The sequence below is a fragment of the Archangium violaceum genome, assembly GCF_016859125.1.
GTDB classification, from domain to species: Bacteria; Myxococcota; Myxococcia; order Myxococcales; family Myxococcaceae; genus Archangium; species Archangium violaceum_A.
This window is the reverse complement of sequence record NZ_CP069338.1, coordinates 9,343,321-9,366,904: the sequence shown is the minus strand read 5'-3', so window position 1 is coordinate 9,366,904 and position 23,584 is coordinate 9,343,321. Positions and strand designations below refer to the sequence as shown.

Here is a 23,584-nt window from a genome sequence, read left to right as displayed (position 1 = left end):
CGGAGCACGCTCCATGGCACGTCTCGAGCTCAAATCCCTGACCAAGTCCTTCGGTGACACGCGAGTCATCAAGGGCGTGGACCTGGCCATCGAGGACCGCGAGTTCTGCGTCTTCCTGGGCCCCTCCGGCTGTGGCAAGTCCACGCTGCTGCGTCTCATCGCGGGCCTGGAGCAGGCCACGTCCGGTGAAATCCTGCTCGACGGGCAGGACATCACGGGCCTGCCCTCGGCCAAACGCAACCTGGCCATGGTGTTCCAGTCCTATGCGCTCTACCCGCATATGACGGTCCGCCAGAACATGTCCTTCTCCCTGGAGCTGGCCAAGGCGGACCGCAAGCTCATCGATGAGAAGGTGGGCCGCGCCGCGCGCATCCTGGAGCTGGAGCCGCTGCTCGACCGCAAACCGGCGGCGCTCTCCGGCGGTCAACGTCAGCGCGTCGCCATCGGCCGCGCCATCGTCCGCGAGCCGCGCATCTTCCTGTTCGACGAGCCCCTGTCCAACCTGGACGCCTCCCTGCGTGTGCAGATGCGCCTGGAGATCGCCCGGCTGCACAAGGAGCTCCATGCGACGATGATCTACGTCACCCACGATCAGGTCGAGGCGATGACCCTGGCCGACAAGGTGGTCATCTTCAACGCCGGCCATATCGAGCAGGCCGGCTCTCCGCAGGAGCTCTACCGCCGCCCCGCCAACCGCTTCGTCGCGGGCTTCCTCGGCATGCCGCAGATGGCCTTCCTCGACGCCACCCGGACGGACTCGACCCTGACCCTGGCCAATGGCGGCACCGTGCCCCTGCCCCCGGGCATGCGCTCCGCCGCCGAAGGCAACCGGGTGACGGTGGGCGTGCGTCCCGAGCATCTCTCGCTGGGTCAGGCGGGACGGGGCACGCTGGACGGCCGTGTGGACATGATCGAGCGGCTGGGCAGCGACGCCTACGCGTACCTCTCCGTGCCACGGCTCGGGCGCGTCACCGTGCGCTGCGAAGGCGATGTGGGCGCGCTCGAGGGCACGTCCGTCTCGGTCGCCCTCGCGCCCGAGCGTCTCCACGTCTTCGACGCCAACGGCGTCGCCATCCACCACCCCACCTCGAGCTGAGAGCGCCCTCTTCCATGCACCCCCTCGATCAAGCCCACCTCTCCCGCCTGCCCTCCTCCGTCGCCCGCCCCGGTTATGACCGGACCCGGGTGCGCGCCGGCATCGCCCACATTGGCGTGGGCGGCTTCCACCGCGCCCACCAGGCCATCTACACCGACCGCGCCCTCGCACGGCCCGGCCAGGAGGGCTGGGGCGTGTGTGGCATCAACCTGCTGCCCCAGGACGCAGCCATGGCCGCGGCGATGAAGAAGCAGGATGGCCTCTACACCGTGAGCGAGATGGCGCCAGATGGCTCGCACGTCTCGCGCGTCGTCGAGTGCATGGTGGAGTACCTCTATGCCCCGGAGAACCCGGAGGCGGTGCTCGCGAAGTTGAGCCACCCGGACATCCGCATCGTCTCGTTGACCATCACCGAGGGCGGCTACCTGCTCGACGAGCAGGGGAAGTTCAACCGCCAGCACCCCACGGTCGCGCACGATCTGGCCAACCCCGGCTCACCCCAGGGTGTGTTCGGCTTCCTCGTGGGAGCACTGGAGCGCCGGCGCAAGGCGGGCGTGAAGCCCTTCACGGTGATGTCCTGCGACAACCTGCGCCACAACGGTGCCCAGGCCCGCCGCGCAGTGGTGGCCTTCGCCAGGGCGAGGAATCCGGAGCTGGCCGCGTGGATCGAGCGCGAGGTGGCCTTCCCCAACGGCATGGTGGACCGCATCACCCCCGCCACGGACGACATCGCCCGGCAGAAGCTGCGCGAGCTGACCCAGGTGGACGACTCCGCCCCGGTCATCTGCGAGGACTTCATCCAATGGGTGCTGGAGGACGACTTCCGCAACGGCCGCCCCGAGTGGGACGCGGTGGGCGTGATGTTCACGAAGGACGTGTCGCCGTACGAGGAGGCGAAGATCCGCCTGCTCAACGCGACCCATACGATGCTCTCCTACCCCGCGTACCTGGCCGGCCTGCGCAAGGTGGACGACGCGCTGCACGATCCGCTCTTCTTCAACTACCTGCGCGGCTTCCTCGACCATGACGCGGGTGTATGGCTCGAGTCCCTGCCCGGGCTCGAGATCCCGGCCTACAAGGACAAGCTGCTCGAGCGCTTCGGCAATCGCGCCGTGGGAGACCAGCTCGCGCGCCTGTGCATGGATGGCGGCTCGAAGATCCCCGGCTTCCTCCTGCCCACCGTGCACGCCATCCTGGAGAACGGCCGCCCCTATCACCGCATCGCCTTCTTCCTCGCCGCCTACGACCGCTACCTGAAGGGCACGGACGAGAAGGGCCAGCTCCATACGATCAACGAGCCCAACGCGCGCCACCTGCTCGAGCCGGTCATGGAGAGCAACTCGCCCATGACGCTCATCCAGCTCGAGGAGGTCGTGGGCTCGAAGATTTCCGAGCACCAGGGCTTCGTGGACCTGTACCTGAGGCTGCGCAACCAGATCGACGAGCAGGGCGTGGTCGCCACGCTCAAGTCGCTCGATCCGGCGAGGGAGACCCCTCTCTCCGCCCGGGCCTGATTCCTCTCGGGACACCTGCTCGAGCGCGGGATGGAGGCGGCGCCAGCGGGCGTAGCGTGGCCCCCCGGCGCCCCTGCCTCGCAAGGACATACAGGACTTCGCGCGCCGCATCTTCGTCCCCGAGGCTCAGGTGGTGGTGAACTTCGCCCCCTTCGCCGGATAGGACCGGGGTCCGCTCCCGCTCAGCGTGGGGCCCTGTGGCCACCACGCTCCGGGACGACCCACAGATAGAGCGTGCTGCCGTTCGTCTCGATCTGCTTCACCGGCTTCCAGTCCCCCATGTCGAAGTCATGCGAGACGATGCGCGTGCCCGGTTTCAGCTCGGCGAGCAGCTTGGGCTTGAGGCGCTCGTTGACGGAGGGCAGCAGGTAGAGCGTCACCACCGAGGCGTCGCCGATGTCGGCCTTGAACAGGTCTCCCTGGCGGAACTCCACCTGGTCCTCCACGCCCGCGCGGCGCGCGTTCTCGTTCGCCTCGGAGATACGCACGGGGTTGATGTCCACCCCCACCCCACGTGCCCCGTACTTCTGCACGGCGGTGATGACGATGCGGCCATCTCCGCTGCCGAGATCGTAGACGACATCCCCCGGTTTCACCCCGGCCAGCTCCAGCATCTGATCCACGTCGTCTTGAGGAGTGGGGACGAAGGGTACCTCTGGGGCCTGCACCTCCTCCTGCTGTCCTGGCATCTGACGAGCCGAGGTGTCCTGGGCGAACGCCGAGAGCCCCGCGACGAGTGACAGCAAGAACACGATCCGCTTCATGTGACCTCCTTGGGTTGCTGCAGGCGTGGAGAGTGAGGCGCGTGGCTCCGCTGGCGGAGGGCCGTGCGGACGCGGCGTACGTGCTCCACCGTGAGCAACACGGCACCGGAGCCCAGGACGGCCAGTCCCGCCAGCGAGCCCAGTCCCGCGTACGCCAGGCTGGAGTAGAGGACGTACGCACACGTGCCAATGAAGAGCAGCGGCGTGAGCGGGTACAGCGGCACCCGGAAGGGCCGGGGTGCATGGGGCTCGCGCACGCGCAGCACCAGCAGCGACACGCCCGTCAGCAGGAAGAAGAGCCAGAAGACGGGCGCGGTGTACTCCACCATCGTCTGGAAGCCCTGGCGCGTCAGCGTGCCCAGGCCCACCAGGACCAGGCAGATGGCCCCCTGCACGAGGAGCGCGCGCGTCGGCGTGTTGGCCCGCGCGTGCCAGTAGCCCAGCCCCTTGAAGATCAAGCTGTCACAACCGAAGGCATAGTGGGTGCGCGCACCGGTGAGCACCGTGGCGTTGGCGGAGGTGAGCGCGGACACGGCGACGAGGATGCTGATGACCTGTGAGCCCCAGTTGCCCAGGGCCCGCCTCATCAAATCCGAGGCCACCGCCTCCGAGCCCCCCACCCCCGCGAGGCCCAGGCCCCGCAGGTAGGCCCAATTGACCAGCAGGTACAGCGCCGTCACCACACCGATGCTCACCAGCAGGGCCCGTCCGAGGTTGCGCCGCGAGCCCCGCACCTCCGCGGAGAGACAGGCCACCTCGTTCCACCCTCCATAGGTGAGCAGGACGAAGATCATCGCCATGCCCCAGGCCGAGCCCATGGACGTCGAGGGAGCCGCGGGCGGAGGCTGGGCGGGAGTGGGCGCGAGCAGCAGCCCCGCCACGATGAGGATGCCCACGCCGAGCACCTCCAGCAGGGTGAGCAGGTTCTGGGTGCGTGTGCCCTGCCGGAGCCCGGCCACGTTCATGGCCGTCAGCCCCACCACCATCGCCGTCGCGTACACCGAGGACGAGTACGGCCCGAGCGGCACGAGCTGTGAGGCGTAGTCACCGAACACGAAGGCCAGCAGCGCGATGGAGCCGGTGGGGATGACCGTCAACCGGGCCCACGCGAAGAGGAAGGCCGGTCCCTGGCCGAGCGCGCGGTGCAGGAAGTGGTAGTCACCACCAGGGTGCGGCCAGGCGCTCGCCAGCTCCGCGTAACACAGCGCGCCCACCAGCGAGGCCACACCTCCGAGCAGCCACGCGAGCAGCACCGCGCTCTCGCTGCCCAGCTGGGCCGCCACCAGCGAGGGCGCCTTGAAGATGCCGGCCCCCAGCACGACGCCCACCGTCAGCGCCACCGCGTCGACGATGCGCAAGGAGGGCGAGGGGCGCGCCATGTCCACTGGCGCTGAAGCAACCCGCCCTCGCTGCCTGCCCGCTCCGCTTGCCCGCTTGCGCATGTGCCTTGCTCCGCGCATCGGAATCGTTCGATGCACGCCACAAGCTGCACCCAGGAGAGAGCCGGGGCGACTCCGAGTTCCGGAGTCCCCCGTTCTTCATCCATGCGCCGGGGGGCTCTTTCGTCCCGTCGCGGGGAGAACACCACGGACAGGAGGACAGGCCGTTCCTTCCCTCCTCGCGCCCAGGTTCCCCTTACGGGAGGATCTCGTACTGCACGGGGATGACGCCGAGGTCGGGATTGGCGATCTGAATGAACGCCCCATAGGTGAGATCCAGGCAGGTCGCGCCACCAAAGCCTCCCCGGTCATTGATGGTCACCGTGACGGACCGGCCCTGGTAGGTCACCTTGACGCGAGTGCCGAACGGCAGGGAGTTGTGCGCGGCCTTGAGCGCCCACCGGCTGAAGGGCTCGCCGCTGGCGGTCGGCCAACCCTCGGGGATTTCGCCCTCCGCGCCGTACCAGGTCGCGTTGCAGGTGGCGAGGGTGCCCATTTGAGATGCATTGGCGGGGGTGGCCACCAGGGTTCCCGTCAGACCAACAAGGCCCATGAGGCCAAGGGCAATCGCGGCTCGACGAATGATCTTCTTGCTCATTCTCACACTCCAATTCTGGATGAGAGGGATTGAGGGGTGCTGCGCCCCTTATGAGCAAGCCGCCTATTTTTTCGGGTTTAATCGCGCTCGGCGACACGGTCCCGACACGCGCCCACGATGGCGGCACGGGATTGTGACCCGCGCCCGAGAGGACCCACCCCGCTCACCGTCCCGCTTCGCCGAGCAGCTTGTAATAGACGACCGTGGCCCGCAGGGTGCCATCGGCGACCCGGGCGTACTGGGGAATCACCCCCGTCCGAATCCAGCCCAGGGACTGGTAGAGCCGCTCGGAGGGAGCGCCCTCCAGGGTGTCCAACACCAGGGTGGTCCTCCCCCGCTCCCGGGCCCGCTCCTCCAGGGCCTGCATGAGCGCGGCCCCAATCCCCCGGCGGCGGAAGGCCGAATGGACCAACACCTTGGACACCTCCGCCCGGTGGCGGGCGTTGGCCTTGCTCGCCTCCACCAGCTGGGCCGTGCCGGCCACCCGGCCATCCTCCCAGGCCAGGGCCAGGCTGAGCTCGGGCGAGGCCAGCTCCGCCACCACGCCCTTCCAGTAGGCCCGAGCCTCGGCCGCATCCAGTGGTGGAAGGAAGCCCACGGAGGCTCCGCCATCCACGGAGTCCCTGAGCAGCTCCACCAGGTCGTCCAGGTAGGAGGCCGCCTCGGTGGCGTCCAGGAAGCGGATCTCCACGTCAGGCCGCCTTCCTTCCACGGCTCAGGACGCGCTGGAACACGGTCACCACACCGAGCGCCACCGCGCCGGCCACGATGCCAATCAGTCCGTCGGCCAACGTCGGAACGAGCGCCGCCAGCAGTCCGCCGAGGCCGGGCACCTCGCCCGCGTGGTGGGCGAACTCCTCGATCGCGTGGTGCAGCGGGGGGATGCCGTGCGTGAGGATGCCTCCGCCGACCAGGAACATGGCCACGGTGCCGGCGATCGACAGGCTCTTCATGAGCCAGGGCGCCGCCTTCAGGATGCCCGCCCCCAGGCTCTGGTGGAATCCACTGGAGCTCCGGCTGAGGGCGAGCCCCAGGTCGTCGATCTTCACGATGCCCGCCACCAGGCCGTAGACGCCCACGGTCATCAGCACGGCCACCCCGACCAGCACCGTCACCTGGGTCATGAGGGGTGCGCCGGCCACGACGCCCAGCGAGATCGCGATGATCTCCGCCGAGAGGATGAAGTCGGTGCGCACCGCGCCCTTGATCTTCTCCTTCTCGAGCGCCACCAGGTCGACGTTCGGGTCGACCAGGGCCTGGGTGAGCTCGGCGTGGTGGGCCTCGTCCTCGGCCTCGCTGTGCAGGAACTTGTGCGCCAGCTTCTCGACGCCCTCGAAGCACAGGAAGAGGCCACCCACCATCAGCAGCGGCGTCACCGCCCAGGGCAGGAAGGCGCTGATGAGCAGCGCCAGGGGCACCAGGATGGCCTTGTTCACCGCCGAGCCCTTGGCCACGGCCCACACCACCGGCAGCTCGCGGTCGGCGTTGACGCCGGTGACCTGCTGGGCATTGAGCGCCAGGTCATCCCCCAGCACGCCGGCGGTCTTCTTCGCGGCCAGCTTGGTCATCACCGCCACATCGTCGAGGATGGTGGCGATGTCGTCGATCAGTGCAAGCAGGCTGGATCCGGCCAAGAGAGGGCTCCTTCTTTTACGGGTGGGCGGCGGGAAACGACGCCGGCGCGCATCCTACCCTGGAATTCGCGCCGGACACCTTCACCTCATCCTCCACGACGCGTTTCCTTGAGGGGGAGCTCGAGGGTGGCGATGGCACCCTGCCCCGGCCCGTCACTCTCCAGCGTCAGCCGTCCGCCCAACAACCGGGCCGCCAGCGCGCTGGTGTGCAGACCGATGCCGTAGCCGTCCTTGCGCGTGCTGAAGCCTTGCGTGAAGAGGCGCTCGCGGACCTCCGGCGTCAGGCCCTCTCCGTTGTCCTCCACCTGGATCCGGGCCCACCCGTCCTCCGCGGACAGCCGCACCCGCAGGCGCCGCTCCCCCTCGGGCACGGGCGTCAGGGCCCCCCGGGCGTTGCTGAGCAGGCTCGTGAGGATCTGCAACACGCGATGCCTGTCCACCCGTACCAGCGGCAGCTCGGAGAGCTCCTTCGTCACCGACATGGGGAAGTGCCGTGACGCCATCTGGTGCAGGTGCAGGGCCTCCTCCACCAGTCCGCCCAGGTCGTACTCGTCCGTCAGCAGCGTGGATGTCGCATAGGTCCGCTGCGTCTGGACGATGGTCCCCACCCGGCTCACATGACCTTCCAGGGCCTCCAGGCCCTTCTTCAGCGCCGCCTGCTCGCGCAGCAGCTCGCCCGCGAGGCTGGACAGGTAGCCCGCCAGGAGGCTGCCGCGCGAATCCTGGGTGAGGAAGTCCGCCAGATCGTCCTGGTGCTCCTCCAGCAGCTCCGCGACCTGCTGCACCCGGCCGACGCGCGAGGCCTCCACCGCCTTGCGGAGCAGATCCGTGTCCACCACCACGCTGGTGAGGGCATTGCCCGCCTCGTGGAGGATGTTGGAGGCGATCTCCGCCATGCCCGCCACGCGCGCCGTCTCCACCAGGTGAGCCTGGGCCTGCTTCAGCTCGCGCGTACGCTCCTCCACGCGCCGCTCCAGCTCGTCATTGGACTGGCGCATGACGGCCTCGGCCCGCCGCACCTCCGCGTACAGGCGCGCGTTCTCGATGGAGATGGCGGCCTGGGAGACGATGTGTCTGAGCAGCGCGACGCGTCTGGGGGAGAAGGCCTCCGAGGCCAGATCGTTCTCCAGGTACAACAGCCCGCCGAGCTCCTCCTGGCGCCCGAGCGGCAGGCACAGCACGCAGCGGGCCGGACTGTCGGAGAAGTACGAATCCGTGGAGAAGGCGTGGGGCTGGGCGGTGTCGTTGATGAGGACGTGCTCGCCCGAGCGCCGCACGTAGGTCAGCAGCGTCCAGGGCAACGGCCGCTCGGCCTCCGCCGATATCGAGGACAGGCCCGAGAAGGTGTCCACGAGGGCCGCCACCTCCAGCGTGTCATTGCGCAGCAACAGCAGCGCGCCGCGCTGGGCGCCGACGTTCTCCAGCGCCACCCGCATGAGGGTATTCACCAGCCGATCCAGGACGATCTCACTGGAGATGGCCTGCTGGGCCTTGAGGATCGTGATCGCATCCAGGTGACTGGAGTCCGTGTCGTAGCTGGTGCTGGACTCCTGGCCCCTCATGGCCGGAGCGGCCAGGGACGGCCACAGCTCGTCCATCTGCCGCACCTTGCCCTCGGCCCCCCACTGCCACCAGGCCTCCCGGGCCTCCCGGGCGAAGGCCATGGCGGTGGTGGGCATCCCCCGGGCCCTCCAGAAGCGCGCGGCCTGCTCACACGCCAGGGCCACGTTCAGCAGGGAGCCCTGCTCGCGGGCGGATTGGATGGCCTCCTCGTATGCCCGGAGGGCATTGTCGGGTTGATCGTTCAGGCGCGCCCTCTCCGCGAACACCAGTCGCTCGGCCGCGCGGAAGTTCTCCGGGCAGTGCTCGGCCCACTCCGCCAACTGCCGGTGGTGTTGCTCGATGGCCTCCAGGTACTCGCCGCGCAGCGGTGGCGGGGCGTCCCGGCAGCACGCCGCCAGGGTCAGCGCCCGGTACAGATGATAGAGGTAATGGAATGCCTGGCCGTGCGACGCCCAGATCAGCTCCCTGGCGGCGGCCGCCGCCTGGCGCGCCTCGTCATAGGAGCCACACACGAAGCGGGACTGCAGTTTCATGATGGCGTGGCAGCAGCGCATCGAGCTCAGGCCCCTGGAGGCCAACAGGCTCTCGAACGCCGCCTCGTCGAAGCCATCACCATTCAGGGTGCTGAACGACTCGGAGCGCCCGCGGAGCTGTTGCACGTAACGCTGGCAGACGAGCATCGTCTGGGCGACATCCCAGAAGCCCGCCTTGGAGGCGAAGTCATGGCCGGCGACGGCATCCTGGTGGATGTCGGACAGCTCGCGTCCCAGGGCGAGATGGCTCGCGACGAGGTTGTTGTAGCAATAGCTGGCATTCTGGAAATCACCCGCCAGGGCCGCCCGGTGCATGGCATCGCGAAAGCGCTCCTGGGCGAGGGGAAACGGGTGCACCCACTGCTCGAGCAGCCCCCGGAGCAGGAACACCTCGCCCCGCTGGTGGGAGAGACCCTGGCGCTCGGCGAGCTCGCAGGCGAGCTTGCCGAAGGTATGCCCCTCCCGGTACCGCCGGAAGGCATTGCTGCTCACGAAGCCATACCAGACATACGCGTGAGAGGAGGCCTCCGAGCTGCCGTGACGGATGGAGAGGGACACCATCCGGCAGATGTGGAGGACGTACAGGTTGTTGTTGCCCGAGTAGAAGGTGGGAAGGGACAGGGCCGCGAGGATGCGCATGACCGCCTTCAAGTCGGGATCCGACATGGGCGGCAGCTCGATGAGGCTCTCGATGGGGCGTTCCCCCAACAGGCGCCACACCTCGTCGTTGGCGGCCATCACCTCCTCCTGGGAGGGATGGAGCGGCAGGGGCATGCCGAACGCCGTCAGACATTCCAGCAGGCAGCTGACGGCACCCGGGGCATCGCTGGAGGCGATGAGGATCTCCCGCTTGAGGGAGTAGACGGCCGCCAGGTCCGCGCGCGTGCGCGCCCGAGGCAGCAGCTCGTCCACCAGCCGGCGAGCCTCGGCGGCGTTGCCACTCATCAGCTCACAGCCCGCCTGCTCCAGGCGCAGCTTGAAGGCCAGGGCGCCCTCCCCGTCCCAGGGCTCGGAGGGAAGCAGGGAGAGGGCCAGGGTGAAGCAGGCGGCGGCCGAGCGCCAGGCATTGGAGGCCTTGGCCCTCCAACCCGCCTCGGCATTCAGGTGCGCCAGGCGGGAGCGCTCCTCCTCCGTCATCAACTCCACACCCGCGTTGAGGTGCCCCACCACATCGAAGATGCGCTCGCGCAGCTCCTCCGGAGAGAGACGCTCCAGCAGCAGGCGGCCCATGCGCAGATGGATGGACTTGCGCTCCTGCTCGGGGACGAGCGTGTAGACCGCCTGTTGAATGCGATCGTGCAGGAAGCGGTACCCCCAGGTATCCACCCGCACCAGCAGATCCTCCAGGAAGGCGGGCTCCAGGCCCTGCTCCACCTGGGCCGCGTCCTGCTCGGCGAGGAGGGTCAGCTCCTGCACGGGGCAGGTATTGCCCACGCACGCCGCCAGACAGAGCAGCAGCCTCGTCCGCTCCGGCAGCTGCAACAGGCGGCCCACCATGAAGTCGATGACGTTGTCCGAGTACCCCCTGGCCCGTACCCCCTCGGCGTCCCAGCGCCAGCCCCCCTCCTGGGCCCGCACCACCAGCCCGTCCTGGTGGAGCGTCTGCAACAACTGGAGGAGGAAGAAGGGGTTGCCCCCCGTCTTCTCCTGGACGAGCGACGTCAGGGGCACCACCAGCTCCTCGCTGGCCCCGGGCAGTGCATCCGCCACCAACCGCCGCGTCTGCTCCAGCTCCAGCGCGCCCAGGCGGATCTCCCCCAACCTCGCTCCGGCCTTGCGAGCCTCCGCCAGCGTCCGCTCCAACGGGTGGGAGGGGCTCACCTCGTTGTCCCGGTAGGCGCCGATCAGCAGCAGGGGCGGCGTATCCGGGTGCGTGGTGAGGTAGCGGAGCAGCTCCAGACTGGCGAAGTCCGCCCACTGCAGATCATCCAGGAAGAGGACGAGGGGGCGCTCGGGGGTGGCGAAGACACCGAGGAAACGCTGGAAGACACGGTTGAAACGGTTGCGCGCCTCGCCAGGCGGCAGCTCGTCGAGAGCGGGCTGCGCGCCGGCGACCCGATCGAGCTGGGGCACCAGCTCCACCAGCACCCGCCCATTGCCCTCCCACGCCTCCAGCAGCCTCTTGCGCCAGGCCGCCATCTCCTCGTCGCTACCGGCCAGGAGTTGCTGCACCAGCTCCCGGATGGCCTGCGCCAGCGTGGCGTAGGGCACGTCCCGCTGGAATTGATCGAACTTGCCGCTGAGGAAGAAGCCGCGCCGCCGGAGCACGGGGCGGTGCAACTCGCGGACGACGGCGGACTTGCCGATGCCGGGGTAGCCACGCACGAGCATCCACTCGGCCCGCTTCGTCTGGGCCACCCGCTCGAAGGACTCCAGCAGGGTGTCCACTTCCGCCTCGCGGCCGTACAGCCGCTGGGGGAGCAGGAAGCGGGCGGGGACATCCCGGCTGCCCAGGGGGAATGGCTCCAGCGCCCCGCCCCGCAGCGCCTCCTGGCACCGCGCCAGGTCCGCCCGCAGCCCCTCGGCGCTCTGGTAGCGCTCCTCGGCCACCTTGGCCAGCAGCTTCATCACCACCGCCGAGAGAGCGGCGGGAACCGACGACACCACCCGGTGCGGAGGAATGGGCGCCTGGGCCAGATGGGCGTGGAACCACTCCAACACGTCCTGCCCCCGGAAGGGCAGCTTCCCCGTCAGTACCTCGTAGAACGACACCCCCAGCGAGTAGAAGTCCGTGCGGTAGTCCACCGCGCGATTCATCCTCCCCGACTGCTCCGGGGACATGTAGGCCGGAGTGCCCTCGACGAACTGGTGTTGGAGGATCGCCTCCACGTGCTCCACCCGCTGCAGGGTGGCGATGCCGAAGTCGATGAGCCAGGCCCCTCCCGACGGCGACACGAGGATGTTGGAGGGCTTGATGTCCTTGTGGATGACGCCGCGCCGGTGGACCTCCGCCAGGGTGGCCGCCAGGGAGAGGGCCAGCTCGAGGAACCGGGAAGGCTCGAGCGCGCGTCCCACCTGCTCCGACAGGGCCCCCCCCCCCACGTCCTCCAGCAGGAGGAGGGGCCGATCCTGGAGCACCTCATGCCCGTGGGCGGCGAGCACCCCGGGAGTGCCCCTCAGGCGCTGCAGGATGGTGTACTCGCGCTGGTAGCGAGCGCGCTCGCGCGGGCCGGGGTGCAGGAAGCGCGGCGTCTTGACGATGACCGGGAGCCCGTCGGCCTCGCGCACCGCGCGGTAGAGGACGTTCGTTCCCGTCTCCTGGAAGGGCCCCTGGAGCGTGTATCCAGGGATGAGGAGGGGAACCAGGCGGTGGGTGGAGTCGCTGACGCTCATGGTTGGGGGATGGCCCTTTCCCGAAACGGAGGGCGGGGATGGGTACCATATCGCACCTGAGAGGGGGCTCCCTACACGCTCAGTCGCCCCCGAAGGTTCCGATATGCGCTCCCCAGGCCTGCGTTCACCCGACCATGAACGCATCCCCCTGGAAGACGCGAGTCACGCCGCGTGACTACTCGACCCAGTGGACCTCGCCCAGACCGGCGGGGAGCAGGTCGCACACGTAGAAGATGTCGTCGTACGGGTAGTTGTCATAGACGCCCCGGGCGGCGATGCAGCGCGCGGCCTCGGGATGCGGGGCGTTGAACTCCGCGGCGAGCTGCTGGCAGTACGCGTTGTCGCCAGGACCCCCGCACTCCTCGGTGCAGCTATCGGCGCTGATCCAGTACGGGTTGTAGAGGGGGTACGAGTCCGCCACGGTCCAGCACAGCCCGGTCGAGCACTGCGCGTCGGAGGAGCAGCCGGTGCCCACGGCGTTCAGGGACTGCGTCTGCTCCGAGAGCACCTGAGCCGGCTCGGCGACCGTGCCGCCACAGGCCACGGGTCCAAGAAGGGTGAGCGAGAAGAGGGAGACAGACGTCGCGAGGATGTTGCGCATGGATGAGCACCTTTCCAGGTGGGGGGGGGCGCCGAGGCAAGCATTTCTCGCGGGCAACGCCAAGCCTCTTTGTCGTGACTTCAAACGTTCTCAGGTACCGAGGGGGAGCGTGAAGAAGAACGTGGTGCCCTGACCCACCCTGCTCTCGACCCCGAGTTTCCCTCCGTGGGACTCGATGATCGCCTTGGAGATCGCCAGGCCGAGCCCGAAGCTCTCTCGAGTCCCCCGGTTCACCTGCCAATACCGGTCGAAGATGTGGCTCAGATCCTCTTCGGGAATACCGGGGCCCGTGTCGCTGACACTGAAGACGGCCTGGTCACCTTCGCGCCGGGTCCGAATCATGACGGAGCCGCCCTCGCCCGTGAACTTGATGGCGTTGCCGAGCAGGTTCGAGAAGACCTGCACGATCCGCTCGCGATCACACCGGACGATCAGGGACGAGGGCTCCGTCTCCCTCTCGAGTCGAATCCCCTTCTCGCCCGCGTTGGGTTGCAACTCCTCGAGGAGCTCGGTCACCAGCTCGCCGGCGTCGTGGTTCGAGACCTCGATCCTGAGCTGCCCCGCCTCGATGCTGGAGAAGTCGAGCAGGTCGCGGATCAGGTGGATCATCCGCACGGACGCGCGCCGGATCTTCGCGGCGGTCCTGGACGTAAACTCCGGCTGCTCGCGCCCGCGTGACTCGGAGAGGAGCTGATCGGCCCCCATCTGGATCATGCTCAGCGGGCTGCGGAGATCATGCGACACGATGGCCAGGACCTCCTCCCGCATGCGGATGGCTATCTGGGCCTGCTCGTACAGCCGGGCGTTGTCGAGGGCGAGCGCGGCGCGGCGGGCGAGCTCCTCGGCCAGGAGCAGGTCATCCGAGGCGTAGTTCCTGCCGGGAGCGGCCAGGAACACCATCGCGCCAAAGGTCTTGCCACGAGCCGTCAGTGGCACGCACATGTACGACCGCACTCCCAGGTCACGCAGGACGTTGGGCTCCGCGAACCCGAGTGCCTCGCCGAGCCAGCCCACGTCGGAGATACCTGATTTGAGCTCCGGTTGCCCGGTGTGCACCACGCGAGCGACTCCCTGCCCCATCCGCGATTCGACAGGCATGATCCGCACGGCCTTCTGGATGATTCGCTCCTGGTCCTGATCGACATGCGCCACCGCGACGGGCTGGATGCGCTGCCCCTCGAGCATCTCGACGATGCAGGCATGGGTCTCATCTCGCATCGCCAGACGGACGATCTTCTCCAGGGTGGTGCGGTAGTCGAGCGATCCGGCGAGCACCGAGCCAACATCGGCCAGGAAGGAGATGGCCCGCTCGGCCCGCATGCGCTCCGTCAGGTCGCGGGTGATGTTGGAGAAGCCGCGCAGGTTCCCATGCCTGTCCATCACCGCCCCCAGGACCACGCTCGCCCAGAACGTGGTGCCCCCCTTTCGGACGAGCCAGCCCTCGTACTCGGCGCGACCCTCCGCCAGCGCTCCCTGGATGAGCCGCTCGGGTGTCCCGTTCGCCACTTCCTCGGGACGGAAGAACCGTGAGAGTGGAGCCCCCATGACTTCCTCCACCCTGTACCCCTGGACCCGTTCAGCCCCTGGGCTCCAGCTCGCGACCTGCCCGTCCGGTGACACCATGAAGACGCCGTAACCCTGGACGCTGTCGATCAGCAGCCGGAGCTGTTCCTCACTCTCGCGCAGCGCGTCCTCGACCCGCTTGCGTTCGGTCAGATCCTTGGCGACATTGGTCACACCCCGAAGACGGCCGTTCTCATCTTCCACCGCACTCAAGGTGACGATCGCCCAGAATCGATCGCCGTCCTTTCGGACCAACCAGCCCTCATAGGTCGCGATGCCCTTCAAGAGCGCGTCCTGGAAGAGACGCTCAGGGGTGCCCTTCTCGAGCTCCTCGGGAGGGAAGAAGCGGGAGATGCCCGAGCCGACGACCTCGTGGGCCCGGTAACCCTTGAGCCGCTGCGCACCCTGATTCCAGCTCTCGATGGCCCCGTCCAGGGACAGCATGAACACGCCGTAATCCTGAACGCTCCCCACGAGCAGCCGGAAGTACTCCTCACTCCGCCGAAGTTCCTCCTCCGTTTGCCTTCGGCTGGTCACATCCCTCGCGAGCACGGAGAAGCCCCGAAGGTGGCCACCTTCGTCCTCCACCGCGCTGACGGTGAGGAGCCCCCAGAATCGCTCACCCCCTTTGCGGACGAGCCACCCCTCGTAGTCCGCCTTTCCCTCCCGCGAGGCCTTCCTCAGGAGACGCTCGGAATGGCCTTCCTCGACCTCGTTGCGAGGGAAGAGCTCCGACATGGGGGACCCGATGATCTCATGAGCCCGATAGCCCTCGAGCCGTTGGGCGCCGCGGTTCCAGGTCTCGACCCTTCCTTCGGGAGACACCATGAACACGCCGTAGTCCTGACTCTCGACGAGGAGCCGGAAGTGCTCTTCGCTCTCCCGCAGCGCCTGCTCGGCCCGCTTGCGCGCGGTGAGGTCCCTCGCCACGTTCGAGAAGCCTCGAAGGCGTCCTCGCTCGTCGGTAACGGCGCTCAGGATCAGGTTCCCCCAGAACCTCCCGCCGCCCTTGCGGAGCAACCACCCCTCGTATTCAGCCTTCCGCTCCATCTCGGCCTGCACCAGGAGACGCTGGGGTGTCCCCTTTTCGAACTCGTCCGCCGGGAAGAAGTGGGCGAACGACACGCCGATGACCTCGTCGGCCCGGAACCCCTTGAGCCGCTGCGCACCGGGAGACCAACTCGCCACGCATCCGTCGAGTGACAGCATGAACACGCCGTAATCTCGGATGTTCTCGAGGAGAAGCTGGGAATGCGCTTCGGCATCACGGTGGGCGTACTCGGCCTCCCTGCTCCGGGTGATGTCGACCGTCAACCCCGTGAGCAGGAGCGAGCCATTCGAGCGGCTGCTGCGCTGAACGGAGGTCTGGACCCAGAGGGTCGAGCCATCGCTCCTGAACATCCGGTGCTCACACGTCTGGACGCTGCCCTCGGCGGCCGCTTCGTACAGCGTCTCCAGGACGCGGCCCCAGTCCTCGGGGTGGACGTGCTTCTTGAGGAAACCTTCGTCGGCCTGCCACTGCCCGGCGGGGAACCCCAACATCGAGGCCGCGGACTCGCTGACGAACGAGAAATGGATGGCCGCCGCGTCAGACTCCCAGACGATCGCGCCGGGGAGGTTGTGCAACAGCTCGCCAGGTCGAGCCGCTGTCGAGTCCGTGCCAGGCTGTGCGTTCGCCATCGGTAACCTCCAAGCGCCACGTAACGATCGCCTGGGGGCTACGAGTTCGGCGCTCGCTGACCCAAGTCTGGTGGGCCCGGTGTTGGGGGGGGGACGATCCCTTCGAGGCTTCGGAGTTAAATTGTGGAGCGTGAGCGGATCCGCAAGGGCTTGATCGTCGAGGAACCGTGCGAACGAACGGGCTCAAGGATGCTCGCCTCGCCGCTTCACAGAAGGACGGATGGGGCCCCGGCAGCCCCCTGGCCTCCCCGCCGGACGATGCGCGCTCGGCTCCGCGTGTCCAGGCTGCGTCCGCCCCCATCGCCAGAAGCGTGAGGCGCACGGGGAAGACGAGACGTGGAACCGGCCTACGCGGAGGTGATGGGAATGAGACGAATGCTCGTTTCGTGGATGGCTGCGCTGGCGATGTGGCTGTCGGGATGTGCCAACTGCGAGCAACTCCAGGAGGGCGCCACGGAGCTGGTCTCCCATTACGCCCGGTGCCGCGCTGGCGACACCTGCCAGGAGATCGATCTGCTCGCCCTGGCTGGCGGGCAGAACTGCCTGGGAGCATTCCAATGCTTCGGTGCGGTCAACTCGAGGGCGAACCTCGCCGAGTTCCAGCGGCGAGCGCGAATGCTGGCTCAACAGGCATCCAATGCATGCCAGCCTGGAGAGTGCGTCACCGCCGCCTGCCTGGACCCGAGAGAGCTCGAGCCCGTGTGTGACACGGAGCTCGGCCAGTGTGTCCTGGTGCCGCGCCAGCCGTGAGCCGGGCCGGCCTTCATCTCGTTACGGCTTGCGCGTGGCGCGCAGGATCTTGACCGGGGGGGTGAGCTTCTGCCCCTCCGCCGGGGCCTGCTGGATGGCGCGCACCACGTCCATGCCCTTCACCACCCGGCCGAAGGCACCGAAGCCCTGCCCATCCGGGTTGCGCTTGCCTCCGTGATCGAGCCCGGGCTGGTCCCCCACGCAGATGAAGAAGTCCGACACCGCGCTGTCCGGCGTGTCGCGCGCCATCGAGATGGCTCCATCCTTGTGCCTGAGCCCCGTCTCGTTCGTGCGCTCGAGCGGAATCGGCGGGAGCTGCTCGGACTCGCGAGCGGGGTTGATCCCCCCCTGGATGACCTCGATCTTCACCTTGTTGTCCGGCTGGTTGTCGGGCTTCACCGTGCGGTGGAACACCCCACCCTCGAGGAAGCCACCGTCCACGTAGTGGAGGAAGTTGCGCACCGTCCTGGGCGCGTGGGTCTCGTCGAGCTCCAGCTCGATCTCGCCCTTCTCCGTCTGGAGCACCACCCGTACCGTCTTGACCGGCTCCGGTTTCGCCGCCTTCTTCGGCGAGGCGGCGAAGGCGGTGGGGGCGAGGGTGAGCAACACGGCGAGGCAGGCGGATGAGAAGAGGTTCATGGGCGTCTTCTATCAGGCCCCACGTGGCGAATGGGCTCAGGGAAGCTGCTGCTCCAGCTCCCCCCAACGCGTCCGCACCCACCACCGGAGGTACTCCACCTCCTCGTCGAAGGTGGTGAAGTCCGTGCGGGTCTTCCACCGGAAGAAGCTCAGGTACTCCTCCCTCCACCGGGCCTCGTCACGACGGGCCGCGGCGGCCACCTCCCGCGCGTACTCGTCGATGAGCCCGAGCACCACCTCCGCGCGCAGCTCCCCCTGGAGCAGCACCCGGTAGCGCTCGCGCATGGACGCCGCGATGGAGGGATCCTCCAGCATCCGCTCGAACAGGTGGTTCCGGGTCGTGAAGAGGGGGCGCTCCCGCGGATCATTGCGCCGCGTGTCCCAGTTCTGGCCGAAGCTGGCATCGAGATCCCACGGGATGTAGCGCCACCGGCCTCCGGGACCCGGATCCCTGTAGTGGTAGGCGTTCTTCGACACCGAATCGTTGGCGACGATGAGCGTGGAGAAGATCCACCAGTCCTCGTACGCGTGTGCCTTCATCCATGCGTGGCGCTCCTCCCGGAAGCGCTCCGGGCTCGAGTCGATCACGAAGGCCGAGAACACACGGATGCTGTCGTAGGCCTCGGCGCCGGACTCGGGGCGTCCCGCCCGCTTCTCGAAACCCTGCTTCAAATCGCGCTTGGGCCGCCCCTTGACGTCCAGGTGGGAGAAGTTGGCGTCATCGCCCGAGGCCTTGAACAACTCCCCGTCCCTCTCCAGTCCCCGCGCCGCCATCAGGTGCTTGTCGATGTGATCGGCCACCGTGTACAGGCCCTGGTAGTTCCCGTTCACATAGACGACGGCGCTGTAGGTCTTCACCGGGAGATGGCCCGGCGACATCCGGTTCCACAGCGTGAAGGCGAGCCGGTTCCGCACATAGGAGTTGTCGTTGAACGGGCTGATGAGCACCACCTTGCGCCGGCCGGTGAAGCCACCGCCGAGGAGGGGCTCGTCGAAGGGCGCGTCCTTCGGGAACTCGAGGGTGAAGCTGCGCTTGGGAAAGAAGTGGGAGGTGTTCCCGCGGAGCCTCACCCACAGCGGCTGGCATCGCCCGCGGTAGACGAGCCGCGCCACGAAATAGCCCTGTTCATCCGGGAGGGATTCCGAGATGAACAGGTTGAATACCGGCAACCCATCCTCCTCGACATGGGTCGCCGGACCGGACTCCGCCGGCGCGAGCTCCTGGCACTCGGCGGGCAGCGGCCCCACCCATCCGGTCGGGGAGGTGCAGGACAGCAGAACCCCGCCCACCGCCAGACACAGCAAGTCCCGCGCGCCCCGCGACATGCAGCCTCCGTCAGGAGCGCACGCTAGGGAGCGAGGAGACACGCCACAGGCAGCCCTCCAGGGCATTGTCGCGGCACGAACGGGCTGAGCGTCGTACAGGCTTCACCGCGGCCCCGATGCCCCACCGTCGCCGCGAGCATGGACCTATCGACCTACCCCGCGAGCAGGGCCGCCTGCGGCTGGAGCGCCTCGCACGCAGGGGGTAGCGTGATGGTGATCAACGTGCCGCGTCCCTGGCGGCTCTCCGCGCGCAGCGTGCCGCCCAGGCCCGTCACGATGGCATGACTCACCGACAGCCCCAGGCCCGAGCTGCCGGGCCGCGAGGCGACGAAGGGCTCGAAGATGCGCGAGAGCGCCTCGGGCCGCAGACCCTTGCCCGTGTCCTGCACCTCCACCACCACCTCGCCCTCCTCCCCGGTGTAGGCGGCCACGCGCAGCACGTTGTCCTCGGCCTCCGCCGGGTCCATCGATTGCACCGCGTTGAGCAGCAGGTTGAGGAAGAGCTGGCTCAGCCGCGCCTCGTCCGCGTCCACCGCCGGTATCTCGTGGAAGTCCCGCTCGAGCCGCGCCCGGTGGTTCAGCTCGCCGCGGATCAGCTTCAGCGCGTTCTCCAGCACCGGCTGTACCTCCACCCGCGCCTGGTGCTCCGGCGGCTTGCGCGAGAGCGTCCGCAGATCCTGCACGATGTGCTTGAGCCGCAACGCCCCCTCCGCCGTCTCCCGCAGGGCCTCCAGCACGTCGTCCAGCTCCCGCGTCACGGACTCGTCCTTCGCCTTCAGCGACTCGCCCACCCGCTCCAGCTCCTCGCGCGCGAAGGAGAGGTTGGCCAGCATGAAGGCCAGCGGGTTGTTCATCTCGTGCCCCACCGCCGCCGCCAGCGAGCCCAACGCCGACAGCCGGTCCGCCTGGATGAGCCGAGCCTCCATCTGCTTGCGCAGCGTCACGTCCCGGGCGAACACCCGCAGGCCCGGGGGATCCCACAGCTGCGCCACCGTCAGCTCCCAGTACCGGCCGTCCAGGTGCACCGTGGGCGCGGGCTCACCCGCGGGAGCCCCCCGCCAGGCCCACTGGATCGCCGCTCGCACCATCGGGTGCTCCGCCCCCTGGGTGATCAGCTCCGGGAAGGCCTTGTGCGTGGCCGGGTTGGCGAAGCGCAGCTCCCCGTCCATGCCCAGTTCCAGCAGGGGCTCGGGGTGCAGCAACGGGAAGGAGGCCAGCCGGTACAGCGGCTCCTCCAGGGCGCGCATCCCCGTCACGTCGCGCACCAGCAGCGCCAGGCGCGGCTGCGTCTCTCCCGCCACGGGAGCGCACGGGCTGATCTCCGCCGCGTACCAGCGCGTCTCGCCCTCCACCTCCAGCCGGTACTCCATCCGGCCACCCGCGACGCCGCGGCGTACCGCGCGCAACAGCGTCAGCAGCGGCTCTCCCGCCTCCACGCCCAGCACCTCCACCAGCGTCCGCCCCTCGGCGTGACTCACGTTCCGGCCAAAGGCCCTGCCCGTGGGCGAGCACAGCCGCAGGCACCGGTCCTCCCCATCCAGCTGCGCCACCATGTATTCGGCGCTGCGTACCTTCCGGGGCGTCTCGAGCTCCTCCCGAGATGCCGACGACATGAAGAAGCCCTCCACCCGGAAGGGCCCCATCAAGATATCCAGACCTCCCCCGTCGATGTTCATCCGCATGAGCACGGACACCACCGCGGCGGCATCGGCCTCGGACAGGCGCCGGGTGATGATGATGCCGTCGGCCAGGGTGGGCTCGGTGAAGGCGAAGGTGACGAGCTTGGACTCCTCGGCCCCTACGTACGAGGCCAGGGTGGCCCGCATGGCGAGCTCATCCGGGTGGTTGGAGAAGACGGAGGTCACATCCGCCTCTCCGGCGAGCACGGCCTCGAGCGCCTTGCGGTAGGTGCCCAGGAAGCGCTGCTCGGAGAAGAGCTCGTCCGGGCGCAGCCCCCGCTGCTGCAGGAAGCGCATGGGCAGCAGGTGCCCGCCCGTGGAGCGCGGGGCCACCCAGGCGGCGCGCTTGCCCTTCATCGTCTCCACGGTCAGCGGCGCGTCCGCGCGGCACACCAGGGCCGCGTGGTAGTGCCAGCTCCCCGAGCGCACCGAGCGCAGCACTGCCCGCGCCCGCGGCTCGTAGGCGGTGCACTGCTCGGCCGTGGCCCACGCCATGTCCACCCGGCCCGCGGCCAGCTCCGTCTCCAGCACCTCGTACGTGGGCGCGATCTCCATCACCACTGGCCGGCCCAGGCGCTCGGACAGCACTCGCCCGAAGAGCTCGACCCGCACGTGCTCCCGCACCTCCCCGAGCGACGGGTAGAGCAGGAAACGGATGGGAGTGGTGGACGGGGTCACGCGCATTCCTCCTTCAATGCCCCTCGATGGCCCCATGCCGAGCCCGAGTTGCACTCGTTCCCTACTATGCACAACTTCACCGTCTAAGTCATACTATTCCTGTTTCACTGGAAAACACAGGCTCTCAGAATCGGAGTGCTTCACGCGGAGTGGCACTTCACTTTCAGTAAATCCAATATCACTCAGCGTCAAACACCTCGGGGTGCTGTGCCTTGCGCTGGACAATTCTCGTGTCAGAAGTCCTGGACTTGCATTGGCCCCGGGGGCTGCCCGGTGTTCAGTTCTGGCTGGAGATCCAGCCAGAGCCCGGGCGGGGAACTCCTCCGGTCGCGTTCCGCGCGAACGCGTCCGACAGTCGGACAAGTCGGGATGAAACACGCCCGGGAGGCCGACCCGCCGGTCGCGCCGGCTCAGAAGGCCTTGAAGGTGGTGATGGTGTAGGTGTCCTTGACGCCGGGAAGCGTCTGGATGCGCTCGGTGACGAAGCGGCCGATGTCCTGGTCCTTGTCGAGGTGGAACTTGGCCAGCAGATCGTACCCGCCCGAGGTGGAATGAACCTCGGCGGCCTCGTCGACCTGGTCGGCGATCATGGCCGCGGTCTTGTAGGTCTGCCCCAGCTCACACTTGATCATGACGAAGATGGTGTGCACGGGGGCGCACCCTATCACGCCACTTCGGGGAGCGGACCGGGAGCGGAGGCCGCCTCACGGCGACCGAGCCGCCGCATGGAGCTCTTGCCCACGATGATGTCCACCATCTTCCGCGCGCGCGTCCAGACGCTCTCCTGCACGTAGGGGATGCCGTACTTCTCGCACAGGGCGCGCAGCCTGGGCTGCACGCGCTGGTACTGGAGCATCGACAGGTCGGGGAAGACGTGGTGCTCGATCTGGTAGTTGAGCCACAGGTGGAGGTAGTCGTTGAGATCCCCACCGGTGCGGTAGTTGGCGCTGCCGATGACCTGCTGGAGGTAGCGCTCCCCCTTGCCCTCGGGGGCCGAGTCGAAGCGGTACAGGTCCTCGCCGGTGTGGTTGGGCCCCACGACGAGGAAGGTGTGCACGTTGGTGATGACCTCGGCCATGAGCGAGTTACACAGGGCGCTGAACGAGGCCCACGGACCCAGGGGCAGGAAGAGCGCGGGCAGCACGGCGAAGTTCCAGGCGACGTAGGGGGCGTAGCCGGTCAGCAGCACCTCGCGCCACTCCTCGCGGCTCAGGGGCCCGTCCGGGCGGCGCTTGCGTCGCAGCGAGGCGAGCGTCTCCGGGGAGTAGTAGCTGGCGCGCCAGGTGATCGCGAGCAGCGCGAGTTGGAGGTAGCGCAGCGCGAGCGGGCGCTCGGGGTCGCGCAGGGAGCCCTCGGCGTTGCGCTCGAGCAGATCCGGATCCGCGTCCTCGCCGGTGTACGAGTGGTGGAGGACGTTGTGCTCGAAGACCCAGGCCTCGGGGATGATCCAGTCAAGCCAGTCGACGAAGCGGCGCTTGCCTTTGGCGAAGCCCTTGCTGGTCCGCTCCGCGGGGGCGCCGGGGACACGGTCGTAGCCCCGGTGTCCCACGTGGTGCATCAGCAGCCAGCGCGTGGAGCGGCCCAGGCCCATCGCCGCCGCGCTCAGGGGGTTGGGCATCAGCCAGCAGGTGGCCAGACCGAGCGCCGTGGCCGCGCGGCCCCAGTTCTCGATCTTCCGCAGGTGCTCGAGGTCCGCCTCGCTGACGGAGGCATCGATCTCGGCGCGCAGCGCGCGGATGTCGGCCAGGAAGCCCTCCACGTCCACGGACGCGGGATCGAAGTCAGGGGTGGCGCGGGACATGCGGGGGGACCTCGGAAGCTCGGGCGGAACGAATGGGGGGGGCGAGCGGGCCCGCCAGTGCGCGCTCGGCGACGCACGGTAACCGGGAGCCTCGGCGCCGGGAAGAGGTTCGCACGCGGGAAGAGACTCTCGCCCTCGGTGAAGATATGACGTGCCCCTCCTCGGACGTTCTGGCTCAGTGGAACCCACCATGTGGAAACCATTCGATGAATGCGGCGTCCCGAGCAGGCGCGCCCGATGGGACGCAGGCCATATCGCCATATTGGGTCTCCTCTGCTTTCTCGCTGCGTGCAGCAACTCCCAGACGCTTCCGACCCCGGAGCCTTCCCCAGGCTTACCTCAAAGCTGGAGGCCTTGAGCTTTCCGGCCATTGAGCGTGCTACGGATTGGTTG

At 68.3% G+C, this 23,584-nt stretch carries 16 protein-coding genes; 3 read left to right on the top strand and 13 right to left on the bottom strand.

Annotation, left to right across the window (positions count from 1 at the left end; genetic code table 11):
- The first annotated feature begins 13 nt into the window (after positions 1-13).
- A complete protein-coding gene (locus JQX13_RS39620; protein ID WP_203404599.1) occupies positions 14-1,096 on the top strand; it encodes an ABC transporter ATP-binding protein in 1,083 nt (360 codons plus the stop codon).
- Positions 1,097-1,110: 14 nt separating this feature from the next.
- Positions 1,111-2,610: a mannitol dehydrogenase family protein gene (locus JQX13_RS39615; protein ID WP_203404598.1), complete on the top strand. Its 1,500-nt coding sequence runs from the start codon at positions 1,111-1,113 to the stop codon at positions 2,608-2,610.
- Positions 2,611-2,792: 182 nt separating this feature from the next.
- Here the strand turns inward: JQX13_RS39615 and JQX13_RS39610 are convergent, their stop codons facing one another.
- From JQX13_RS39610 to JQX13_RS39575, 8 genes are all read right to left on the bottom strand, one after another.
- Entirely contained in the window at positions 2,793-3,374 is a 582-nt protein-coding gene (locus tag JQX13_RS39610) for an SAM-dependent methyltransferase (protein WP_203404597.1), read from the bottom strand.
- Positions 3,371-4,816: an APC family permease gene (locus tag JQX13_RS39605; RefSeq protein WP_239014125.1), complete on the bottom strand. Its 1,446-nt coding sequence runs from the start codon at positions 4,814-4,816 to the stop codon at positions 3,371-3,373. The genes JQX13_RS39610 and JQX13_RS39605 overlap by 4 nt, the downstream gene beginning before the upstream one ends.
- 193 nt (positions 4,817-5,009) lie before the next feature.
- Complete coding sequence (locus tag JQX13_RS39600; RefSeq protein WP_203404596.1) at positions 5,010-5,411, bottom strand: septal ring lytic transglycosylase RlpA family protein; 402 nt, start codon at positions 5,409-5,411, stop codon at positions 5,010-5,012.
- Positions 5,412-5,574: 163 nt separating this feature from the next.
- Complete coding sequence (locus JQX13_RS39595; RefSeq protein WP_203404595.1) at positions 5,575-6,102, bottom strand: GNAT family N-acetyltransferase; 528 nt, start codon at positions 6,100-6,102, stop codon at positions 5,575-5,577.
- Between the two features lies 1 nt (position 6,103).
- Complete coding sequence (locus JQX13_RS39590; protein ID WP_203404594.1) at positions 6,104-7,045, bottom strand: DUF808 domain-containing protein; 942 nt, start codon at positions 7,043-7,045, stop codon at positions 6,104-6,106.
- Between the two features lie 86 nt (positions 7,046-7,131).
- A complete protein-coding gene (locus JQX13_RS39585; protein WP_203404593.1) occupies positions 7,132-12,474 on the bottom strand; it encodes an ATP-binding sensor histidine kinase in 5,343 nt (1,780 codons plus the stop codon).
- A gap of 175 nt (positions 12,475-12,649) precedes the next feature.
- Positions 12,650-13,075, bottom strand: coding sequence for a hypothetical protein (locus JQX13_RS39580; protein WP_203404592.1), 426 nt, complete (start codon positions 13,073-13,075; stop codon positions 12,650-12,652).
- Between the two features lie 90 nt (positions 13,076-13,165).
- Positions 13,166-16,318: a PAS domain S-box protein gene (locus JQX13_RS39575; RefSeq protein ID WP_203404591.1), complete on the bottom strand. Its 3,153-nt coding sequence runs from the start codon at positions 16,316-16,318 to the stop codon at positions 13,166-13,168.
- 366 nt (positions 16,319-16,684) lie between these two features.
- Here JQX13_RS39575 and JQX13_RS39570 point away from each other — a divergent pair, with 366 nt between their 5' ends.
- Positions 16,685-17,068, top strand: a complete 384-nt coding sequence (locus JQX13_RS39570) for a hypothetical protein (protein ID WP_203404590.1) — start codon at positions 16,685-16,687, stop codon at positions 17,066-17,068.
- A gap of 21 nt (positions 17,069-17,089) precedes the next feature.
- Here JQX13_RS39570 and JQX13_RS39565 read toward each other — a convergent pair whose 3' ends face one another.
- The 5 genes from JQX13_RS39565 to JQX13_RS39545 form a co-directional block, all read right to left on the bottom strand.
- Positions 17,090-17,707: a peptidylprolyl isomerase gene (locus JQX13_RS39565; protein ID WP_203404589.1), complete on the bottom strand. Its 618-nt coding sequence runs from the start codon at positions 17,705-17,707 to the stop codon at positions 17,090-17,092.
- A 36-nt stretch (positions 17,708-17,743) separates the two neighbouring features.
- On the bottom strand, positions 17,744-19,033 hold the full coding sequence (locus tag JQX13_RS39560; RefSeq protein WP_203404588.1) for a CotH kinase family protein: 1,290 nt from the start codon (positions 19,031-19,033) through the stop codon (positions 17,744-17,746).
- A 152-nt stretch (positions 19,034-19,185) separates the two neighbouring features.
- A complete protein-coding gene (locus tag JQX13_RS39555) occupies positions 19,186-21,396 on the bottom strand; it encodes a PhnD/SsuA/transferrin family substrate-binding protein (RefSeq protein WP_203404587.1) in 2,211 nt (736 codons plus the stop codon).
- A gap of 404 nt (positions 21,397-21,800) precedes the next feature.
- The gene (locus JQX13_RS39550; protein WP_203404586.1) at positions 21,801-22,040 is read right to left on the bottom strand and encodes an Lrp/AsnC ligand binding domain-containing protein; all 240 of its coding nucleotides are present in this window, start codon (positions 22,038-22,040) and stop codon (positions 21,801-21,803) included.
- A 14-nt stretch (positions 22,041-22,054) separates the two neighbouring features.
- Positions 22,055-23,191, bottom strand: coding sequence for a fatty acid desaturase family protein (locus JQX13_RS39545; protein WP_203404585.1), 1,137 nt, complete (start codon positions 23,189-23,191; stop codon positions 22,055-22,057).
- Positions 23,192-23,584 lie beyond the last annotated feature (393 nt).